General features: G+C 63.9%; 15 protein-coding genes. 11 read left to right on the top strand and 4 right to left on the bottom strand.

Annotation, left to right across the window (positions count from 1 at the left end; translation table 11 throughout):
- The first annotated feature begins 62 nt into the window (after positions 1–62).
- The 5 genes from PQ467_RS08175 to PQ467_RS08155 are packed head-to-tail and all read left to right on the top strand — an operon-like array spanning position 63 to position 7,877.
- Entirely contained in the window at positions 63–2,927 is a 2,865-nt protein-coding gene (locus PQ467_RS08175; RefSeq protein ID WP_274175998.1) for a TonB-dependent receptor domain-containing protein, read from the top strand.
- 57 nt (positions 2,928–2,984) lie between these two features.
- Complete coding sequence (locus tag PQ467_RS08170; RefSeq protein ID WP_274175997.1) at positions 2,985–3,893, top strand: shikimate dehydrogenase; 909 nt, start codon at positions 2,985–2,987, stop codon at positions 3,891–3,893.
- Between the two features lie 13 nt (positions 3,894–3,906).
- Positions 3,907–5,772 (top strand): bifunctional sugar phosphate isomerase/epimerase/4-hydroxyphenylpyruvate dioxygenase family protein, encoded by a 1,866-nt coding sequence (locus PQ467_RS08165; protein ID WP_274175996.1) that lies wholly within the window; start codon positions 3,907–3,909, stop codon positions 5,770–5,772.
- A 36-nt stretch (positions 5,773–5,808) separates the two neighbouring features.
- Positions 5,809–7,458 carry a carboxylesterase/lipase family protein gene (locus tag PQ467_RS08160; protein WP_274175995.1) on the top strand — a complete coding sequence of 550 codons (1,650 nt, stop codon included), beginning with the start codon at positions 5,809–5,811 and terminating at the stop codon, positions 7,456–7,458.
- A gap of 32 nt (positions 7,459–7,490) precedes the next feature.
- The gene (locus tag PQ467_RS08155; protein WP_274175994.1) at positions 7,491–7,877 is read left to right on the top strand and encodes a VOC family protein; all 387 of its coding nucleotides are present in this window, start codon (positions 7,491–7,493) and stop codon (positions 7,875–7,877) included.
- Here PQ467_RS08155 and PQ467_RS08150 read toward each other — a convergent pair.
- Positions 7,874–8,875: a LacI family DNA-binding transcriptional regulator gene (locus tag PQ467_RS08150; RefSeq protein ID WP_274175993.1), complete on the bottom strand. Its 1,002-nt coding sequence runs from the start codon at positions 8,873–8,875 to the stop codon at positions 7,874–7,876. The two genes, PQ467_RS08155 and PQ467_RS08150, sit on opposite strands and share 4 nt — an antisense overlap.
- 116 nt (positions 8,876–8,991) lie before the next feature.
- Between PQ467_RS08150 and PQ467_RS08145 the strand changes: the two genes are divergently transcribed.
- From PQ467_RS08145 to PQ467_RS08125, 5 genes are read left to right on the top strand one after another with little or no spacing between them, the layout of a single operon-like run.
- Positions 8,992–10,266: an MFS transporter gene (locus PQ467_RS08145; RefSeq protein WP_274175992.1), complete on the top strand. Its 1,275-nt coding sequence runs from the start codon at positions 8,992–8,994 to the stop codon at positions 10,264–10,266.
- The gene (locus PQ467_RS08140; RefSeq protein WP_274175991.1) at positions 10,263–11,426 is read left to right on the top strand and encodes a Bcr/CflA family efflux MFS transporter; all 1,164 of its coding nucleotides are present in this window, start codon (positions 10,263–10,265) and stop codon (positions 11,424–11,426) included. Before PQ467_RS08145 ends, PQ467_RS08140 begins: the two co-directional genes overlap by 4 nt.
- A 53-nt stretch (positions 11,427–11,479) precedes the next feature.
- Positions 11,480–13,651, top strand: a complete 2,172-nt coding sequence (locus PQ467_RS08135) for a TonB-dependent receptor (RefSeq protein ID WP_274175990.1) — start codon at positions 11,480–11,482, stop codon at positions 13,649–13,651.
- A 19-nt stretch (positions 13,652–13,670) separates the two neighbouring features.
- Complete coding sequence (locus PQ467_RS08130; protein WP_274175989.1) at positions 13,671–15,158, top strand: hypothetical protein; 1,488 nt, start codon at positions 13,671–13,673, stop codon at positions 15,156–15,158.
- Complete coding sequence (locus PQ467_RS08125; RefSeq protein WP_274175988.1) at positions 15,158–15,925, top strand: hypothetical protein; 768 nt, start codon at positions 15,158–15,160, stop codon at positions 15,923–15,925. Before PQ467_RS08130 ends, PQ467_RS08125 begins: the two co-directional genes overlap by 1 nt.
- Positions 15,926–15,951: 26 nt before the next feature.
- Here the strand turns inward: PQ467_RS08125 and PQ467_RS08120 are convergent, their stop codons facing one another.
- Complete coding sequence (locus PQ467_RS08120) at positions 15,952–16,479, bottom strand: DUF3237 domain-containing protein (RefSeq protein WP_274175987.1); 528 nt, start codon at positions 16,477–16,479, stop codon at positions 15,952–15,954.
- Positions 16,479–17,879 carry an aldehyde dehydrogenase gene (locus tag PQ467_RS08115; protein WP_274175986.1) on the bottom strand — a complete coding sequence of 467 codons (1,401 nt, stop codon included), beginning with the start codon at positions 17,877–17,879 and terminating at the stop codon, positions 16,479–16,481. The genes PQ467_RS08120 and PQ467_RS08115 overlap by 1 nt, the downstream gene beginning before the upstream one ends.
- Positions 17,880–18,072: 193 nt before the next feature.
- Here PQ467_RS08115 and PQ467_RS08110 point away from each other — a divergent pair, with 193 nt between their 5' ends.
- The gene (locus tag PQ467_RS08110; protein WP_274175985.1) at positions 18,073–19,047 is read left to right on the top strand and encodes a hypothetical protein; all 975 of its coding nucleotides are present in this window, start codon (positions 18,073–18,075) and stop codon (positions 19,045–19,047) included.
- Here the strand turns inward: PQ467_RS08110 and PQ467_RS08105 are convergent, their stop codons facing one another.
- Positions 19,048–20,325 (bottom strand): alpha/beta hydrolase, encoded by a 1,278-nt coding sequence (locus PQ467_RS08105; RefSeq protein ID WP_274175984.1) that lies wholly within the window; start codon positions 20,323–20,325, stop codon positions 19,048–19,050. It abuts the gene before it with no gap.
- Positions 20,326–20,351 lie beyond the last annotated feature (26 nt).

Here is a 20,351-nt window from a genome sequence, read left to right as displayed (position 1 = left end):
TGTACCGGTTAGTTCACAAAGATAACCAACACCCTCGGGAGGGGACAATCATGCAATTCAAAATGCGTATCATTGCGCAGAGTTCTGCGCTTGCCATGGCTCTGGCCTGCGCCCAGTCGGCCTATGCACAGGAGGCCAAGGTCGATGCCGAAATCATCGTTACCGGTTCCAGCATCAAGGGCGTGGCCCCGGTCGGCTCCAACCTTGTTACCGTCACCCGCACCGATCTGGAGGCGACCGGCGCCCAGACCGTGCAGCAGGTGCTCAAGACCGTCCCCTCGGTTGTCGGCCTGCAAAGTGCGGGACAAGGCGCTTTTGGTTCGGCGGACGGTTCGGGCACCAACGCGCCCACCATCCACGGCCTTGGCGCTTCGGCCTCGAACTCGACGCTGGTGTTGATCAATGGCCACCGCCTGCCCACCAGCGGCATCAACCACGTGCTGGCCGATCCCAACATTCTGGCCCCGATGGCGCTGGAGCGGGTCGAGGTGCTGGCCGATGGCGCATCCTCGGTTTACGGTTCGGACGCGGTGGCGGGCGTGATCAATTTCATCACCCGCAAAAAGGTCAACGGCTTTGAGGCCAATGTCCAGAAGGGCTTTGCCAGCGGCTACAATTCGCTGACCGCAGGCCTGCTCTGGGGCCAGACCTATGACACGGGCAGCGTGCTGGTTTCGTACAATTATTCGGATCGCTCCAATCTTGCCGCCGCATCGCGCCCCTATGCCAGCAGCGCCGACCTGCGCGGCCGGGGGGGCACCAATTTCACGCCGAACCGCTGCAACACGCCCACGATCACGTCGGGCACCACCACCTATACCAGCTATGGCAATTTCACCGCCACCGGCTGTGATCCCACCTCGGCCTGGGATTTGCTGCCTTCGGAAAAGCGGCATAATGTCTATGCCCAGATCACCAAGGATGTGGGCGAGAAGCTGCATCTCTATGCCGACTTCATCTATTCAAACCGCCGCAACGTCCAGAATGTGACGCGCGGCAGCGCCAGCGGCACGATCTATGGCAATGGCTCGACGCCGCCTGTGGGCCGCTCGATCAATCCCTATTTCCAATCGGTCGCCTCGGCCACAACCAGCGCGGGCGCCACAACCGCCTTCGTGCCCCCGCTCAACACCTACACGGTGAACTGGAACGCGGACGGCATGTTCGGCCCCGGCGCCACGATCACCGGCACGGCCGAGGACATCTCAATCCGCGCCGATGCCATTTATGACCTCTCCCCCAAGTGGCAGGTCAACCTTGGCGGTGTCTATGGCAGCGACAGCTCGACTCAGGTCAACGTCGGCCAGCTTAACGCCTCGGTGTTCAACCTTGCGCTCAACGGCTTTACCTCGGCCGCGATCAACGGCGTCTCGCAATCGGTGACGCAGGCGCTGACCACGGCCAATGCCATCGACCTGTGGGGCAATGGCACGTCGGCGGCCACCAAGGCGGCGCTGATCGACAACCGCCAGTTCCAATATGCGCGCCAGATCATGCGCAATGCCTATCTGAAAGTCTCGGGCGACCTGTTCGACCTGCCCGCTGGCCCGGCCAAGATCGCCATCGGCGGCGAGTTGATGGGCTATGAGATGGATCAGTACAACATCCGCGCCAACAATCTGGGCATCGCCAGCCAGTCTTCGCAGGCGTTCAACACCCATTACAACCGCAATGTGCAATCGGCCTATGGCGAACTCTATGTCCCGCTGATCAAGGACAGCTTCATCAAGCTGCTTGACCTGAATATCTCGGGCCGTTTTGACCATTACAGCGATTTTGGCAGCACGACCAATCCCAAGCTGGCGATGAATTTTGAACCCGTGCGCGGGATCAAGTTCCGCGCCAACTGGGCCAAGAGCTTTGTGGCCCCGGCGCTGACCTCGATCGGGTCGAACGGCACCGGCCTGACGGGCGAGTCCGGCTATTCCGGCATCATCCCCAGCGGCATTCCGGGCGGTTCGCCCACGATCTCGATCGCCAGCTTCCCCTCGATCACCTCGATTCCGGGCGTGACCTGCTCGGCCACGGCCTGCACGCTTGGCCCCAGCACCAACGGCGTGCTGGTAACGGGCGGCAACGGCAAGCTTCAGCCGCAAAAGGGTACGGCGTGGAGTGTGGGCGTCGACCTCACCCCGGTTCAGGTACCGGGCCTGCGCATCAGCGTGACCTATTGGAAGAACCAGCTGCGCGGCGGCATCACCGCGCCTCAGGCCCCGCTGGCGCTGGGCTCGGCGGACCTGTCCTATCTGCTGCAACTCTATCCCGCCGGCGCCACCCCGGCCCAGATTGCCGCGCTGGGCACCGGCCTGCCCCAGACCGGCGTCATCAACAACCCGGTCTATTACAGCTATAATTTCCAGCAGCAGAATGCGCTCAACCTGAACGTGGCGGGTCTGGACGTGGCGGCCAGCTATCGCTTTGACACGCCCATCGGCCGCTTCAACATCGGCGGCGCCTTTACCCGCAAGTTGCAGTTCGAGCAGTATTTCGGCGCGAACGGCGCCAAGTTCAGCGTGCTGGGCACCTCGGGCTTCAACACCACCTTCCCCAGCGTAAAGATGGAAGGGCGCGCCAATATCGGCTATGACAAGGGTCCGCTCAGCGCCGATGTGTTTGTCAACTATCTGGGCAGCTACACCTATTGGGGCTCGTCGGTGGTCAATCCGCTGGTGCGCACCAATGGCGTGCCGACCGGCGGCGGCGACTATGTGAAACCCTTTACCACGGTGGACCTGCATCTGGCCTATACGTTCAAGGATCTGCGCATCGCCAAGGAAGCGCAATTCTATGTCGATGTGAACAACCTGTTCGATTCTGCCCCGCCCTTCGTGAACGCTTTCGCCACCAACGGCGCGGTCGGCTATGACGGCCTCAACGCCAACCCGTTGGGCCGTGTGGTCAATATCGGTCTGCGGACCAAATTCTGATCCTCCCCTGCCCCGCCCCGGAGTGTTCCGGGGCGGGTCTTTTTGATAGGAAATACAATGACACAGCCTGCCCCTTCCCCCTCTCCTTCCGCAATGGTCGGCATTGGCAAGGGGCGCGTGCTGGCCGGGCTGCTGGGGCGCGGTATTGTGGAAAGTCGCACGCCCTGGATGCAGGAATGCGAGGCGCAGGCGCAGGGCCTGCATATGGTCTATTCGCTGCTGGATTTTTCGGACCGCGGTTGGGGCGATGATGAGTTGGGCGCGGCGCTCGATGCGGTTCAACGTGTGGGCTTTGCCGGGGTCAATGTGACCTTCCCCTTCAAACAGGCGATTGTCCCGCTGCTCGATGAACTCTCGCCCCAGGCCGCGGCCATCGGCGCGGTCAATACGGTAGCGTTTCGCGATGGGCGGCGGATTGGTTATAACACCGATGTCACCGGCTTTGCCCATGCCTTTGGCGACCGGATGGCGGGCGAGAAGCTGGAGCGCGTGCTGCAACTGGGCTGCGGCGGGGCGGGGTCGGCCACGGCCCATGCGCTGCTGTCGTTGAATGGCGTGGCGCATCTGGTGCTGACCGACACCGATCCGGCGCGGGCCGAGGCTTTGCGCGCGCAATTGACCGCCGCCTATGGCGAGGGGCGCGCCAGCGTGGCCCTCGATGCGGCGCAGGCCGCCGCCGATGTGGACGGGATCGTCAATGCCACCCCCATCGGCATGGCCAAATTCCCCGGCATGCCCATCGCGGCGCAGGCGTTGCAGCCCCACCACTGGATTTCGGAAATCATCTATTTCCCGCTCGAAACACAATTGCTGAAAACGGCAAAGGCCCTTGGGTGTCGCACCATGACCGGGCGGGGCATGGCGGTGGGTCAGGCGGTGGATGCCTTCCGCATCTTCACCGGCCTGAACCCCGACCGGCAAAGAATGTGGGACAGTTTTTCCAAGTTTGAACAAGACGCGAACTGAGAAGGGCAAGGCGATGACATTCAAGACCTCTATCGCCACCGTCTCGATCAGCGGGGCGCTCTCGGATAAATTGCGCGCCATTGCCGAGGCGGGCTATGGCGGGGCCGAGATTTTCGAGAACGACCTGCTCTCCGCGCCCGAGAGCGCGCGCGAAATCGGCGCGCTGATGCGCGAGCTGGATCTGGCCTGCACGATGTTTCAGCCCTTCCGCGATCTGGAGGGCCTGCCCGACGATCTGCGCGCCCGCGCTTTTGAGCGGATGAAGCGCAAGTTCGACGTGATGGAGCAACTGGGCACCGATCTGGTGCTGCTCTGCTCCAATTGTTCGCCCCACGCGATGGATGATCGCCAGAGGATGCTGGATGATCTCCATGAACTGGGCGAGATGGCCGCCGCCCATGGCAAGCGCGTGGGCTATGAGGCGCTGGCGTGGGGGCGCCATGTGGCTGATCACCGCGACAGCTGGGCGCTGGTGCGCGATGTGGATCACCCGGCCATCGGTCTTGTGCTCGACGGGTTCCATTCGCTGGCCCGCCGCATTCCCTCGGCCAGCATCGGCGACATCCGGCCCGAAAAGCTGTTCATCGTGCAGGTGGCCGATGCGCCGATGCTGGACATGGATTACCTCAACTGGTCGCGCCATTTCCGCTGTATGCCGGGGCAAGGCGATTTCCCGCTGGCCGAATGGGCCGCCGCGATTGCGCGCACCGGCTATGACGGTTGGTGGAGCCTTGAGATTTTCAACGACCGTTTCCGCGCCGGGTCCGCGCATCAGGTGGCCCGCGACGGGCATCGCTCGCTGCGCCTGCTGGAGGATCAGGCGACGCGTTTGCTGAAACGCCCCTCGCCCATGCCGCCGCGCATTGCGCCCAAGGGCGTGGAATTCATCGAATTTGCCGCATCCCACGAGGAAGCCGAGGATTTCGCCCGCGTATTCCGCGCGCTGGGTTTCGCGCCCGTGGGACAGCATCGCAGCAAGGACGTGACGCGCTGGGCGCAGGGCTACATCAACCTTGTCGTCAATTCCGAACCCGAAGGTCTGGCGCATAGTTTCGATATCGTCCACGGCGGCTCGGTCTGCGCCATCGGCCTTGCCGTGCCGGATCAAGAGGCCGCCTTGGCCCGCGCCGAGGCGTTGGATATTCCCCGCTTTGCTCAGCCGGTGGGGCCGGATGAATGGGAAATTCCCTCGCTGCGCGGCGTGGGGGGCAGTCTGCTCTATCTGGTCGATGCCGATACGCGCGCGGCGATGTGGGCCGATGAATTTCCGCGCGCCGTCGAGCCCGCCCCCGCCGCGCCCCTGCTGACCCGCGTCGATCATATTGCCCAGACCATGCAATATGAGGAAATGCTGAGCTGGCTGCTCTACTATCACGCGCTGCTGGATGTGAAAAAGACGCCCCAACTTGAGATCGCCGATCCGATGGGTCTGGTTTACAGCCAAGCGGTGGAGACCGCCGATGGGGCTTTGCGCTTTACCCTGAACGGCTCGATGGCAGTGCAGTCGCTCTCCTCGCGCTTCATTCAGGCGTATTTCGGCGCGGGCGTCCAACATATCGCCTTTGCCTGCGATGATGTGTTTGCCGCAGCCCAGAGCGCCGCCGATGCGGGCCTGCCGGTGCTGGATATCGGCCCCAATTATTACGAGGATCTGGAGGCGAAATATGCCCTCGATCCCGAACTTCTGGCGCGGATGGAGCGGCTGAACATTCTCTATGACCGCGACGGAGAGGCGGAATATTTCCAGTTCTACACCCGCGCCGTGGCCAAGCGCGTGTTTTTCGAGGTGGTCGAGCGGCGCGGTTATGATGGCTATGGCGCCGTCAACGCACCGATCCGCCTCAATGCACAGGCCAAATACCGCGACCCGCTCGTCTGAAGCAGGCGCGGCCTTCCCCAATCAGGAGAGAATGTGATGAAGGGCATTGCTTTTGCCACAAGCATGATAGCGATTGCATCAGGCGCCGCCGCCTTGCAGGCCGCCGACCGCTCGATGCAACCGATCCCCTCGGACCCCATCGAAACCAGCAGCGGCCGCGTGGCGGGCACCGCGCTGGCCTCGGGGGTGCGGGCCTATCTGGGCGTGCCCTTTGCCGCGCCGCCCACCGGCGATCTGCGCTGGGCCCCGCCCAAGCCCGCCCATTGGACCGGCATTTTCAACGCCGACCGCAAGGGTCCGGCATGCATTCAGGTACTGCGCCCGCATGACATCAACCACTATTTCGGCGAGGAAGCGACCGGCGAGGATTGCCTGACGCTCAACCTGTGGACCAACGCCAAGGCGGGCGAGAAGCGGCCCGTGGTCGTCTTCATCTATGGCGGCGGTTTTACCATCGGCTCGTCCGGCATGGCCAATTATGATGGCGAGGCCATGGCCAAGGCAGGCGCGGTCTTCGTCAATTTCAACTATCGCGTGGGGGCTCTGGGCTTCCTGGCCCATCCTGAACTGACCAAAGAGCAAGGCGGCGCATCGGGCAATTATGGGCTGATGGACCAGACGCTGGCGCTGCAATGGGTGCGCGACAATATCGCCAAATTTGGCGGCGACCCGGACAAGGTGGTGATCATGGGCCAGTCGGCGGGCGCAGGCTCGGTGGCGGCGCAGGTGTTGGCCCCGGCGGCGCGAGGGCTGTTCCGCGCGGCGGTGATGTCCTCGGGCTGCAACCTGCGCGGAGCCAAGCCCACGCTGGCCGATGCGGAAAAGATCGGTCTGGCGTTTCAGGAAAAGCTGGGCGCGAAAAGCCTGAGCGAGATGCGCGCCATGGCGGCGGATCGTATTCTGGCCACGCAATCGGAATCGCAACTGGGTCTGTCGGTTGCGGGCGTGCGGATCAACGGGCCGATCGTCGATGGCCGCGTCCTGCCGCAACAGGCCGCCGATGCCGTGGCGGGCGGCAATTTCACGCACGTGCCGATGGTCGCCTCGTTCAACGAGGATGACATGGCCTTTGGCTTTGACGCCATAACGGGCGCAAAAACCGTGGCCGAATATCAGGCGGGCGCGCAAAAGCTGTTTGGCGCCGATGCTCCGGCTTTCCTGAAGCTCTATCCGGTCAAGACCGACGCAGATGTGCGCAGCGCCGCCCGCCGCGCCGCGCAGGATGCCAATCTGGCCGCCTCGGCCCGGGCCTGCGCGGTTGATACCGCATCCCAGAACGTCCCGGTCTTCATCGACGAATATGCCCGCCGCCATCCCTATATTCCGGGCGTCAAACTGGCCGATCAGGACACCGCCACCGTGGGCGCCTATCACACCGCCGACATCCCCTATTGGTTCGGCACGCAGGACGCCTATAACTGGCAACGCCCGACCCGCCAGTGGACTGAATGGGACCGCACCCTGTCGAAACAGATGATGGAAGCGCTGCTGGCGCTAGCCAACACCGGATCGCCCGACACGCCCGCCATGCCGTGGAAACCGTGGAGCGCGAAGAATGACACGCTGGTCTGGTTGGGCGACAAGGTGGAAACGGTGAAGCTCAATGTGGCTGGACAGACCTGGCTGGCCGCGCATAGACCTGCCGCCTCGGCCCAGCCGCCCCGCCTGTCGCGGCCGCGCGACTAAGACGGCGATTAAACCATAAGGACTTGAAGGCGATGCGGATTTTGAAGATCGACCATATCAACATCCGCACGCCCCTGTTCGAGGAAACGCTGCGCTTTTACGAGGATTGCCTTGGCATGCAGCGCGGCCCGGCAGGATCGGTCCATGGGCGGGCGCAAAACCTGTGGCTCTATGCCGATGGCGTGCCGATGATCCATGTGAACGGGCCGACCGGGGATGAGGTGGTGGCCGATATTGGCGTCAAAGGTCGCCTCGACCATTTCGCGCTGGCCTGCGCCGGGCTGGCGCAATGGCGCGCCCATTTGACCGCGCGGGGCGTCGATTTCCGCGAGGCGCGCCTGCAGGGGCGCGAGGTGACGCAGCTCAATCTGCTGGACCCCAATGGGGTGAAGATCGAGCTGCAATTCAACGAGGTTTAAGCGCTTTCCCGCTCGATCAGGCGAAAGCCGACATCGATGCTGCGCGCAATCGGCGGCGCGCCGGTGGCATGGTGGCGGATGGCGGCAATCGCCTCGCGGGCGATGCGCGATCCGTCAATGTCCACCGTGGTGATCGTGGGCCGCATCGCCCCGGCCAGCGCCGAATTGCCAAAGCCCATCACGGCCAGTTGATCGGGCACGCGCAGCCCTGCCGCCTGCGCCTCGATAATCAGGCCCTGCGCCAGATAATCCGAGCCGCAGACCACCACGTCGGGCAATTGCGCCATCCGCCGCATATCGGCAAAGATGCGTCGCGCATGGCCAAAGCGCGAGGGGATATCGACCTGCGCCTGGGCCACCTCGCCGCCGCCAAGATCCTGCCATTCCTCGATAAAACCGTCCGAACGCATACGCGCCCGCACCCCCTGCGCCGTCACCAGCAAGGGACGGCGATAGCCCCGCGTCTGGAGAAACCGCGCCACATCGCGCCCCACATCACGGTGCGAAAAGCCCACCGCAATGCCCGGCGGATTTTCCGGCAATTCCCAGATCTGGATGAACAGGCCGGGAAAGCGTTCGACCAGTTCGCGCGTCTGCGGCCCCAGCGGCGCGGTCGAAATGATCGCATCGACCCGCCGCCCCATCGCGGCCAAAATCATCTCATCGGTGCGTTCGGGCGCAATCCCGGTCAGGCCCATCATCACCGTGGTCCCCGCCCCCGCCAATTCCTCGGCCATGGTCTGGATCGTATCATTGAAGATCGAATCCGTCAGATGCGGGATCAGCACCGAGACCATCTTCGACTTGGACGAGGCCAGCCCGCCCGCCAGCATATTGGGAATATAGCCGGTCTGGGCAATCGCATCGCGGATACGTTCGGCGGTCGCGGAGGCCACCACCTTGGGATTGTTGAGATAGCGGCTGACCGTGGCGGTGGAAACCGATGCCAGCGCGGCAACATCATCCAGCGTGGGATTGCGGGTGGAAGGCTCGTTCATGCGCCTATACTTAGCCTTGGGCGCGGCCTCTCACAAGCATGCATGACAGGCGCAAAGAGGCTCGACGCGGGGATATGCAAGCGCTATCAGATGTCGCAGAGCATAAGGGAGAGCCCATGAATCAATCCGCCAACAGCGCGCTGGAACAGACCATCGGCGCGAAAGTCATCGCGCGGCTGGTGGTCCCTTGCGCGCTCTATATCCTGATCGGGGCGATTGACCGCACCAATGTCGCCTTTGCCGCGCTGACCATGAACCGCGATCTGGGCCTTTCGCCCGCGCAATACGGGTTTGGCGCGGGGGTGCTGTTCATCGGCTATATGCTGGCCAAATATCCCAGCGTGCTGCTCTATGAGGCTATCGGCATGCATCGCTGGCTGGCGGCGATCACGGCGGTGTGGGGGATCTGTTCGGCCAGCATGGCGCTGGTTCATACCAATAGCCAACTTTATGCACTGCGCATCGCCATCGGGTTTGCCGAAGGGGGCCTCTCGTCGGGCCTGATGCTCTATCTCAGCCTCTGGGCGAGCGAGCGGCATCGCGCGGCGATCCTTGCCATCCCGATCATGTCGATCAATGTGGCGCAGGTGATCGGTGCGCCGGTGTCGGGCCTGCTGCTCGATTGGGCCAATCCGTGGGGCATCGCGCCGTGGCGGATGATGTTTATCGCCGAAGCCTTGCCCGCGCTGGCGCTGGCGCTGTTTGCCTACCTCTGGTTTCCCGATACGCCCGACCACGCGCGCTGGTTGAACGACGAGCAGCGCGCCTGGATCGCCGCCCATGTGCGCGGCGCGCAAAAGGCCCCCTCGGGCGGCGAGCGCTGGGCTGTGCTGCGCAGCAAGGTGGGCTGGACCTGCGCCGCCATATGGTTCTGCATTCTGGCCAGCAATTACGGCATCATGTTCTGGCTGCCCCAGGTGGTCAAAGGCATGGGCAATCTGACCTCGACCGAAACCGGCATCATCGTCGCGCTGCCCAATGCGGCCAGCGCGATCGGCCTGCTGCTCAACGCCCGCCATTCGGACCGCACGGGGGAAAGGTTCCTGCATGTCGCCGTCCCGGCTTTGCTGGGCGGGGTGCTGCTGGTCTGCGCATGGGGGTTGGGCGCGGGGGCGGCGGGGCTGTTGTGCCTGATTTTGGGCGGGGCCTGCACCGGCTGCACGGTGGCCGCGTTCTGGGCGATCCCCACGCGGATGCTGGCGCCGCAAAGCCTGGCCATGGGCATTGTCGTCATCAACATGGCGGGCAGTCTGGCGGGGGCGACAGTGCCGCCGCTGATGGGCGTTTTGAAACAGGCAACCGGGTCCTTTCTGCCGCCCACGCTTTTGCTGCTGGGGCTGGCAGGGGCTTGTGCCGGGCTGGTCTTGCTGGCGCGCAGGCAATCGGCATGAATGCGGCGATGCTGGGGCTGGCGCTGGTGGCGGCGCTGGGGTCGATGGCGATCCATATGCTGGTGCCCGCTTTGCCCCAAATCGCGCATGATTTCGCCACCGATGCCCATGGCGCGCAATTGACGGTCAGCATTTACATGGTCGGCCTTGGCGCGGCGCAATTGGTGGCCGGGCCTGCGGTGGACCGGCTGGGGCGCAGGCCGGTTCTTCTGTGTGGCCTTGTGCTTTATGGGCTGGGGGCGCTGGGCTGCGCGCTGGCGGGGTCCTTGTCGATGCTGCTGGCGGCGCGCAGCGTTCAGGCGGCGGGCGGCGCGGCGGGCGTGGTGACGGCGCGCGTGATGGTGGGCGATCTGTTCGGGCGGGATGAGGCCGCCGCGCGACAGGCGAGCCTGATGACCATCGTGCTGATCTCGCCCGCGCTGGCGCCGGTGCTGGGCGGTTTTCTGACGGCGCTGGCCGGGTGGCGGACGATCCCTGTGGTGCTGGCGGTGGTGGCATTTGGCGTGCTGGCGCTGGTCTGGCCGCGATTGCCTCATGGCGCAAAGGCTGTGCGGGCGCAGGGGGCTGCGCCTGATCTGGGCCGCCTGCTGGGCAATGCGCGCTTCATGCTCTCCACGCTGGCCATGGCTTCGGCCAGCAGCACTTTGTACATGTTTCTGGCCTCAGCTCCTTTTCTGCTGCGCGATGAAGGGCTTGATCCGCGGCGGATCGGGATAGCGCTCCTGGTGGTGGCCGCCGCCTCAATTGCCGGTACGCGATTGGTGCGGCATGTGTCGCGCGGGGGTTATGGGCTGGCAATTGGGACGGGGCTGATCCTGGCGGGGGCCTGCGCGGCGGGTCTGCTGGCAAGCATGGGGCTGCATACGCCCGCCGCGTTGATTGCGCCGGTCGTGCTGGTGGGGCTGGGCGCGGGGGTGGCCGGACCTTCGGCCATGGCCATCATCGTCTTTGCCGAGGAAAGCATGGCCGGCACCGCCACCAGCATCGCGGGCGCCACGCAAATGCTGGCCAGCGCGGGGGCGACGCTGGCGCTGGGCTTGATTGCGCCCATTTCATCATGGCGCCTCGCGCTGGCGATGATGGCGACGGCGGCGGTCTGCGCGATGGCCGGTTGGCGCGGATCGCGGGCGGCAAAAGCGTATGAGAGAGAACAATCTTGACATGATGCAAGCCCTTGCATAGACATGGCGTCAACAGATAAAGGGAGGATGCCATGATCCATATTCGCAGGCGCCATGCGCCCATTTTTGCGCTGCTGCTGTCCGGTGTGGCCGGGCCCGCCCTGGCCCAGAGCGCTCCCGCCGCGCCCCAAAATACCGGTCTGGCCGACATTGTCGTCACCGCCGAGCGCCGTGAACAAAGCCTCCAACAGGTTCCCATCTCGGCCACAGTGCTCAATGCCGAGGATCTGCAGCGCAAGGGCGTGGGCAATCTGGCCGATATTCAGCAGGTTGCGCCCTCGATTGCGATTAACACCGTCAACCGCTCCACCTTCGTCAACATTCGCGGCGTGGGCATCGCGCAAAGCGCGCCCACGTCCAACCCCGGTGTTGCCTATTACATCGACGGACAACTCATCCCGCATGAGCAATTCATCGGCATCAGCTTTTATGACATCGCCTCCATCGAGGTCTTGCGCGGGCCACAGGGCACGCTGACCGGCCAGAATTCAACCGGCGGCGCGATCTATGTCCGCACACCCAAGCCACAGTTCGATGCCCTGAACGCCATGGCCAATCTGACGGTGGGCAATTACGGCCGCTATCGCGCGGAAACGGCGGCCAATATCGGCGGCGAGAATGTCGCGCTGCGTCTGGCCTATGTGCATGAAGAGCGCGACAGCTATACCAAAAACATCGCTGCCAACGCTCAGAGCCAGCCCGGCAATCTGAAAATGGACGCTGTGCGCGCCAATCTGCGCGTGCGGGGCATGGACGGCACGCTCGACCTCAACCTGCGCGCCGAATATTTCAATTCGCGCAGCGACAGCATCGCCATCAAGAACCGCAATGATGCCGTCACCAGCAACCCTTTCCAAATCGAGGAGGACGCGCGCTCCTATCTCAACCAGCACGGCTATCGTCTGGCGATGGATGCCCGCGTAGATCTGACCGATCGGGTGCAGTTCCGCACGCTGACCAGTTGGCAGGACGGCAAGACGCAGGATCAGACCGACGGCGACCGCACCGCTACCGCCGCCCCGCGCCCGCCCGCCGCCAATGTCGGCCGCGTCAGCCAGTCGAGCACCCAGTTCCAGACCTTCATTCAGGAAGTGAACCTGCTTTCCACCGACAAGGGGCCGTTGCAATGGGTGCTGGGCGCGTTCTTTATGGACGAAAAGGTGCCGGTCACGCTGCTGCGCGACAACAACAACGTTCGCGATTTTGTCAGCAGCACCAGCTCGATCATCACCACTGCCAAGAACACCACCTATTCCGGCTTTGGCCAGATCAACTATCATTTCAACGACCGGCTCGAAGTGGTGGTCGGCGGGCGTTATAGCTGGGACAGTCAGGTCTACACCCGCTTTGCCGTGCCCGGCGCGGGCTTCACCCTGCCCTTTACCTCCTCGATTTCCACCAATCAACTGACCGGCAAGGTGGGGATCAATTACCACCTGAACCGCGACGGCCTGCTCTATGTCTCGGCGTCGAAGGGTTACAAGGCGGGCGGCGTCAACCTGACGCCCAACACGCCCAATTTCAGCCCCGAGCGCAATTTCGTCTATGAGGCGGGCTTCAAGACCCAGTTCCTCGACCGCCATCTCCGGGTCAATGGCGATGTGTTCTATTCGGTTTACAAGGACATCCAGCTTTCCAGCCTTGTGGGCGGCCTGCCCGTCACGCAAAACGCGCTGGGCGGCCATGCCAAGGGGGCCGAGCTGGAAGTGACGGGCCAGTTCGGCGGTCTGGGCCTGAATATGGGCGCGGGCTTGCTGGATGCGAAATTCAGCAATGCCGCCTGTATTTCCGACACCAATGCGGCCGGAACCGATGCCGGATGCCCGACCAACCTGCGTTTTGTGCCGCAAGGGCGCACCCTGCCCTTCTCGCCCAAGCTGACGCTGAATGGCGGCATCCAATATGCAATCCCGCTGGGCGGCGACATCACCGCCACGCCGCGCCTGCAATGGAGCCATGTGTCGAGCCAATACGCCACCCCCTTTCCGAGCATCGCCACACTGGTGCCGGGGCGCGATCTGCTCGATGCGCGGGTCACGCTGGATTTCCACCATGGCTGGCAGGTGGAAGCCTTTGTCCAGAACCTGACGAACAAGCTCTACATCGCCTCGCAGATTCAGAATGCGTCCAGCGCGGATGGCGGCATCATCTATGGCGCCCCGCGCACCTTTGGGCTGCGCCTCAAGGCTGTGTTCGGCAAATAAGCAAGGGAAAGCGGGAAATATGCGCAAGATTGGCCTGATGGTGGCGGGCGTGGCGGGGGCGGCGCTTGTCGGCCAACTGGGCGCGACCGCGCCCGAGCGCTGGTGGTCGCCGGGCGAAGGGCGCGTATTTCCCGCCAGCCTTGATTATGCCAATAATCACGGTACCCTGCGCGTATTGGTCGATGGCGGCCCCATCGCCACCAAGGGCCATCCGTTTTTCGAGCCCCTTGGCGCCAATGGCCGCGCCTGTGTCACATGCCATCAACCCGCGGACGCTATGAGCATTTCGGCAGCCACCGCAGCCGAGCGCTGGAGCAAGACGCAGGGCAAGGACCCGCTCTTTGCCGCCATCGACGGCGCCAATTGCCCCAGCCTGCCGCAGGACAAGCGCGAATCCCATTCGCTGCTGATCGAGCGCGGCCTGTTCCGCATCCAACTGCCCTGGCCGGTGCGGCAATGGAACGGGCGCCCCGTGACGCCTGATTTCACCATTGAGGTGGTGCGCGATCCCAATGGCTGTAATTCGGGGCCGAATTATGGGCCGGGGGCGGGCAATATCTCGGTCTATCGGCGGGCACGGCCGGTGGCGAATATGAAATATCTACTGGCCGTGGGCTTTCCCTTCGATCCCAAACAGGGCTTCGCCCTACCCCGCGATCCTGATGATGGCTCGATGATGTCGGGCAATATCATGAGCGACAATCGCGCGGGCAATCTACGGATGCAGATGGAGGATGCCGCGCACGGCCATCTGCAATTTGCGCGCGGGTTAAACGCCAAGCAGATCGCCCAAATCCGCGACTTTGAAATGCGCGTCTACACCGCCCAACAGGTCAGCAAGCAGGCAGGCGCGCTCGACAGCATGGGCGCCGAGGGCGGGCCGATGAAGCTGAAAAATTCGCACCCCGGCGCATTGGGCAGCATCGGCATCCCGGTGTGGAGCGAATTTGCCAAATGGGAAAAGATCAGCCCCGAGGACGCCAAGACGCTGACGCCCGAGCAACTGGCCTTTCGCCAATCGGTGGCGCGCGGGGCGCGGGTGTTTCGTGACAAGATGTTCCTTATCACCGATACGGCGGGCATCAATTCGCGCATCGGTTTCGGCAATCCGGTCCGCAATTCCTGCGTTTTCTGCCATAATATGAGCCAGATGGGCAATGACGTGGCCCCGGGGCAAGTCGATCTGGGCAGCACCACCATGCCCTTTGCCGACCCGTGGCGCGATCTGCCGCTGTTCCGCATCACCTGCCTGAAGGCGCCGCATCCCCACTATGGCCGCGTGATCCTGACCATGGACCCCGGCTTTGCGATGACCACAGGCCGCTGCGCGGATGTGGGCAAGATCACGCTGCAATCCATGCGGGGGCTTTCCGCCCGCGCGCCCTATTTCTCCAATGGTCTGGCCAAGGATCTGCGCGGCATCGTCGACTATTACGACCGCCGCTACAACATCGGCTATACCGAGCAGGAAAAGCAGGATCTCACCAATATGATGAGTGCGCTGTGATGTTTCGCTTTTTCCTTACCGCCGCCGCGCTGGTTGCGCCTTTGTCGGCGGCGGCCGCCGAAACGGTGCGCTTCATCGCCTGCCCTATCTATCGCGATGCCGACAGCGGCAAGAAGTCGGGCTGCTGGCTCTCCGACGATCCGGCGACAGGCACGCGCTATGACGTCTCGCTCAGCCCGCACAAGCCGGATTGGAATTATGGCGTGATGGTGGAGGGGATCGTAACCGCCGCCCCGACCACGCCCTGCGGCGGAGTGGTGCTGGATGCGGTGCGCACCAGCCGTTTGTACGACATGCCCTGCACGCGCCACATGCTGCCTGCCGAGGGTTATCCGGGCCGCCGCTTCGTTCTGCCCAAACGCAACATCACGCCCTCATCAGTGGCGCGCCCGGTGCCCGCCGGACCCTATGCCGAGCGCGTGTTCCCAGTCTATTTCGAATTCGGCAATGACTTTCTGGTCTATCAATACGGCGACTATCTGATCGAACAGGCCGGCAACTGGATCAACGCCGCCCATCCCAAAAAGCTGATCGTCACCGGCTTTGCCGCAACGCAGCCTCAGGTGATTTCAGGCCGCGCCATGTCCGAACGTGCGGAACTGGCGGCACAGCGCGCCGAAACGATTGCCGAAACGCTGCGCCGCCTGATGCCGGGCATGACCATCGAGACCGCCACCGACACCAGCGGCAGCGCGACGAACGACAAGGACGCCGATGGCCTGACCGACCAATCGCGCCGCCGAGTGGAAATAAGGGCGCTGTTTTAAAACAGCGCCCAGAATTTAAAGCTCATTTATCGCACGATGTAAAAGTCGATGACCACATGGTCGGGCATGCGGATGCCGCGCGCCACAAAGGCTGACCGGGCCAGCCATTCCTGCGGCCCCGCCTTGACGTCAAAGCGCGGCGTGGTGCGGAAATAATAGGCCGAGGGATCAACCTTTTCGCCCTTGGCCAGTTTTTCAGTCACCTCCGGGCTGGCCACGCGCACGCCCGGATTGGTGATTTCGACCACTGTGCCATCGGCGCTCTTCATGAAGTAGCGCGCCTCCACCTTGGTCAGGCCACCGGGCATGATCGTTTGCCAATCGCCGCCACCGGGCATGATTGTGCCCTTCAGCATCGGCCCATCAACGGTCCCGCCGGTGATGGCGATAAAGCGTTTGCGCCCGCCCGCCACCTCGCCCTGCTCAACCGGCGGGGCAAGGGTGATGCGCGCGGTGAACGCATAATCGAGCGTGGGCGCTGGGGCGGCGGGGCCTTGGCCCACCGCAGGCGAAGCGGCGAGCGCAAGGCCCGCCGCAATCAGACCCTTGCCCATCAGATGGGGAAATGCCCGTCCTGGGTTTCGACGGTGATCCAGCGGGTTTCGGTGAAGCTGTCGATGCCCTGACGGCCGCCGAAGCGGCCATAGCCCGAAGCACCGACGCCGCCGAAGGGCATCTGGGCCTCGTCATGGACGGTCGCGCCGTTGATGTGGCAGATGCCCGACTTGATCTGCTTGGCAAGGCGCAGGCCCTTGGCGATGTCCTTCGTAAAGACCGCAGCCGACAGGCCATATTCGGTGTCATTGGCCAGTTCGATCGCGTGCGCCTCGTCTCGCGCGCGGATGATGCCGACGACGGGGCCAAAGCTTTCATCGCGGAACAGCTTCATGTCCGGCGTGACCTTATCCACCAGATGCGCGGGCATCACGACGTTCAGCGTGGTTTCCCCGCCGGTCAGCAAGGTCGCGCCCTTGGCCACGGCATCGTCCACCAGCGAAAGGCAATGCGCCACCGTCTTGGCATCGACCACCCCGCCCAGCGGCGTGTTGCCCAGACGCGGATCGCCTGCGGTCAAGGTCTTGACCTTGGCGGCGAATTTCTCGGCAAATTCATCGGCCACGGCCTCGACCACGATGATCCGCTCGGTGCTCATGCAGATCTGGCCCTGGTTCATATAGGCGCCGAAAGCGGCCGCCTTGACCGCCTCGTCAAGATCCGCATCGGCACAGATCACCAAAGGCGCCTTGCCGCCCAGTTCAAGCAGGCAGGGCTTGAGATGTTCGGCCGCGCGCTTGGCGATGATGCGGCCCACGGCCGTGCTGCCGGTAAAATTGATGCGCTTGACTTCCGGTGCGTCGATCAGCGCGCCCACCACATCGGCGGCATCCGCAGGCGCATTGGTCACGACATTGACCACGCCCTCGGGGAAACCGGCCTCGGCAAAGGCCTCGATGATCAGTGCGTGGGTGCGCGGGCACTGTTCCGACGCCTTCAAAATCACCGCATTGCCGCAGGCCAAGGGCGTGGCAATCGCGCGCACGCCAAGGATGATCGGCGCATTCCACGGCGCAATGCCCAGGATCACACCCACCGGCTCACGCAGCGCCATGGCCAGGCAGCCGGGCTTGTCGGAGGGGATCACTTCGCCCGAAATCTGGGTGGTCAGGCTGGCGGCCTCGCGCACCATGGAAACGGCAAGGCCAAGGTTGAACATCGCCCAACCGGCGGTCGCGCCGATCTCGCCCATCATCGCGGCGACGAACTCATCCTTCTTGCTGGCAAGCGCATCGGCCGCCTTTTGCAGCACCGCGCGCCGCGCATTCGGCCCCATCGCCCCCCATGCAGGCTGGGCCGCCGCAGCACGCGCCGCAATGCCCGCCATCTCGCCCGCCTGCATCGCCAACGCCGACGAGGCAACATCGCCCGTCACCGGGTTCAATCTCGTGAATTCCATGCGCTCAGCCTTTCGAAAGCATCCTGACATTCTGCTATTGGGAATAGCAATATTATATCTCTTCGCAAGGCGCAAGCGCCCCTGCCCTCTTACACCACGGAAAAAGTGATGATGCCATTCCAATGCTGCAATGCAAGCGTTGTCATTCGTTGAAAAATAGGCAAACATGGCGCGGATACAACAGGAGACAAGGATGACTCATTTTCGCCTTCCCCTCGCTGCGGGGCTGCTCGCGCTGGCCGGCGCCGCCATGGCCCAAACCCCGCCACCTGCCCCGCCACTGGCCCCCGCCCTCAACGCGGCGCAGGAGGCGGAACGCATCGCCTCGCGCAACTTGCCCAATATTCCCGGCTCCGGCCCCTATCCCGCCATCATGGAGGTCAATGCCGGCCTTCCTGCGCATGTGATCTATCGCCCCGCAACTCTCCCGGCTGCCAAACTGGGCGTCATGCTCTGGGGCAATGGCGGGTGTCAGGAGGACGGCGCAAGCGCGCGCCAGCATCTGCTGGAAATCGCCAGCCACGGCTATATCGTGATCGCGCCCGGCCGCATCATGTCCGGGCCGACCGCCACCGAGAAACTGCCCGAGCCAATCCCCGGTGCGCCGCGCCGTCTGGATTCGCCCACCAAAAGCGCCGATGTGCTGGCTGGTCTTGATTGGGCGTTGAAGGAAAATACCCGCACGGGCAGCCCGCTCAAGGGCCATATCGATCCGCGACAGGTTGCCGTCGCGGGCCATAGCTGCGGTGGGCTGCAGGCGCTGGAAGTGGCGCGCGACCCGCGCATCCACGCCGTGCTGATCCACAACAGCGGCGTCTTTGCCGATGGCAGCAATCCGATTTCCGGGATCAACGTGACCAAGGCGCTGCTCAAAGACATTCACACGCCGATCATCTATATTCTGGGTGGGCCGGGCGACATTGCCTATCCCAACGGCACCGACGATTACGCCCGGATCAGCCATGTTCCCGCCGTGCTGGTCAATCTGCCGGTTGGCCATGGCGGCACATTCTATAAACCCTATGGCGGCGCGGTGGCGCAGGTTTCGGTCGATTGGCTGGAATGGCAATTGCGCGGGGACAAGAGCGCGGGGCGGACTTTTACCGGCCCTGCCTGCCGCCTTTGCGTTTCCCCCGGATGGAGCATCGAGCGCAAACATATGGATTGATCAGCGACAGCTGCGGCCCCGCAAACAGGGCCGCAGCATTGGCGCGGGCGTGTGGGCGACAAATCCGGGCGTCGTTTCATCCCAAACGTCCGTGTCAAGCCGCTTTTCCAGCGCTCGCAGCGAGGCCAGGATCGCCTCGGCGGAAAAACCGCAATGGCCCGCTTGCTCCAGCCACATGGCCTTGAACATGGCGGCAGGCGCGACCTCGGCATAGGCGCGTTGCAGCGAGGGTGAGGTGGCCCCATCCCCGATGGCCTGAACCGACAGCAGCGGGACTTTGGGCTGTGCCGTGGGGGTGTAATGCGCCATCATATAGCGCACCGCCGCAGGTTTGGCCGCCACCCGCGCCCCCGCATTCAGCCGCGCCAGATCCGCCGTCAGGTCCAGACCTGCCTTGGCATAGAGCGCTTCGACAAAAGCACGCCGACCCGAAAGAGCCAATTGCGCGTCATAATCGACGCCGGTGTTCCACGAAAACACCCCGCCGCTGCGCTTTTCCTGATCCGCGCGGGGCAAGAACACGCCCATGGCAAAGGCCGCCCCGATCTCATCAACCTGCGCCTCGACGTCCCCTTCGGCGGGGCGCGGGTGGTCGCGCCGGGTCCAGCCCGGAATGCCGCCCAACACGCCCGCCAGCGCCAGACGCGCCCTGCCCTGCGGCGTGGCCAGCGCGGATTGCACCGCGCCTTCGGCCTTTTTGCCATTGGCCATATCGTCGGCGATGCCGGTCAATTGCAAACCATCGGCAGGCACGAGCGTGCGCAGCGCATAGGCCCCATCGAGCGCCATGTTCATCATCCCCACCGCGCCGCCGATCGACGGGCAAAAGGCGATGGCTCCATCTACCGCAGGCCTTGCCGCCTCGGCCAAGGCGGTGGTGACAAGGCCCCCCATCGAATTGCCCCATGCGATGCTGCGCCGGGGCCGCCCATAGGTCCGGGCAAAAGCGGCAATCGCCGCGGTCTGGGCAGGCACCGCCTCGGCCAGCGACCAGCCCGCCGCGCCATAATCGCTGGCCAACAGCGCATAGCCCTTGTCCAGCAGCAACGTTTTGACATAGGCGGGCGCCAGTTCCGGCGCGCTCAACCGGGCCGAATAACCCCGCCCCCACACCAGCAGCGTGCCGTTCCAGTTGGGGGGAACCTGCGCGGCCCATTTTGCGCCGGATGGCAATGTGCCACTGGCGGTTTCGGGCACCGTCGGGCTCTGCGGCAAAGGCTGGGCCGAGGCGGAGGCAGCCACGAAAGTCATGGTCAACAAGGCGTGGCGGAGATGCATGCGATCCGGTTTCCTGATGCAGAACG

Origin of the sequence: Novosphingobium sp. KACC 22771 (assembly GCF_028736195.1) — a bacterium.
Classification (GTDB): Bacteria; Pseudomonadota; Alphaproteobacteria; order Sphingomonadales; family Sphingomonadaceae; genus Novosphingobium.
This window is presented reverse-complemented; position numbering and strand designations above follow the sequence as displayed.

Bases quoted from the DNA above. Each gene is read 5' to 3' on its own strand.
- PQ467_RS08105 (WP_274175984.1), bottom strand. From the start codon at position 20,325: ATGCATCTCCGCCACGCCTTGTTGACCATGACTTTCGTGGCTGCCTCC.
- PQ467_RS08170 (WP_274175997.1), top strand. From the start codon at position 2,985: ATGACACAGCCTGCCCCTTCCCCCTCTCCTTCCGCAATGGTCGGCATT.
- PQ467_RS08135 (WP_274175990.1), top strand. From the start codon at position 11,480: ATGATCCATATTCGCAGGCGCCATGCGCCCATTTTTGCGCTGCTGCTG.
- PQ467_RS08160 (WP_274175995.1), top strand. From the start codon at position 5,809: ATGAAGGGCATTGCTTTTGCCACAAGCATGATAGCGATTGCATCAGGC.
- PQ467_RS08155 (WP_274175994.1), top strand. From the start codon at position 7,491: ATGCGGATTTTGAAGATCGACCATATCAACATCCGCACGCCCCTGTTC.
- PQ467_RS08165 (WP_274175996.1), top strand. From the start codon at position 3,907: ATGACATTCAAGACCTCTATCGCCACCGTCTCGATCAGCGGGGCGCTC.
- PQ467_RS08115 (WP_274175986.1), bottom strand. From the start codon at position 17,879: ATGGAATTCACGAGATTGAACCCGGTGACGGGCGATGTTGCCTCGTCG.
- PQ467_RS08130 (WP_274175989.1), top strand. From the start codon at position 13,671: ATGCGCAAGATTGGCCTGATGGTGGCGGGCGTGGCGGGGGCGGCGCTT.
- PQ467_RS08125 (WP_274175988.1), top strand. From the start codon at position 15,158: ATGTTTCGCTTTTTCCTTACCGCCGCCGCGCTGGTTGCGCCTTTGTCG.
- PQ467_RS08120 (WP_274175987.1), bottom strand. From the start codon at position 16,479: ATGGGCAAGGGTCTGATTGCGGCGGGCCTTGCGCTCGCCGCTTCGCCT.
- PQ467_RS08145 (WP_274175992.1), top strand. From the start codon at position 8,992: ATGAATCAATCCGCCAACAGCGCGCTGGAACAGACCATCGGCGCGAAA.
- PQ467_RS08140 (WP_274175991.1), top strand. From the start codon at position 10,263: ATGAATGCGGCGATGCTGGGGCTGGCGCTGGTGGCGGCGCTGGGGTCG.
- PQ467_RS08110 (WP_274175985.1), top strand. From the start codon at position 18,073: ATGACTCATTTTCGCCTTCCCCTCGCTGCGGGGCTGCTCGCGCTGGCC.
- PQ467_RS08150 (WP_274175993.1), bottom strand. From the start codon at position 8,875: ATGAACGAGCCTTCCACCCGCAATCCCACGCTGGATGATGTTGCCGCG.
- PQ467_RS08175 (WP_274175998.1), top strand. From the start codon at position 63: ATGCGTATCATTGCGCAGAGTTCTGCGCTTGCCATGGCTCTGGCCTGC.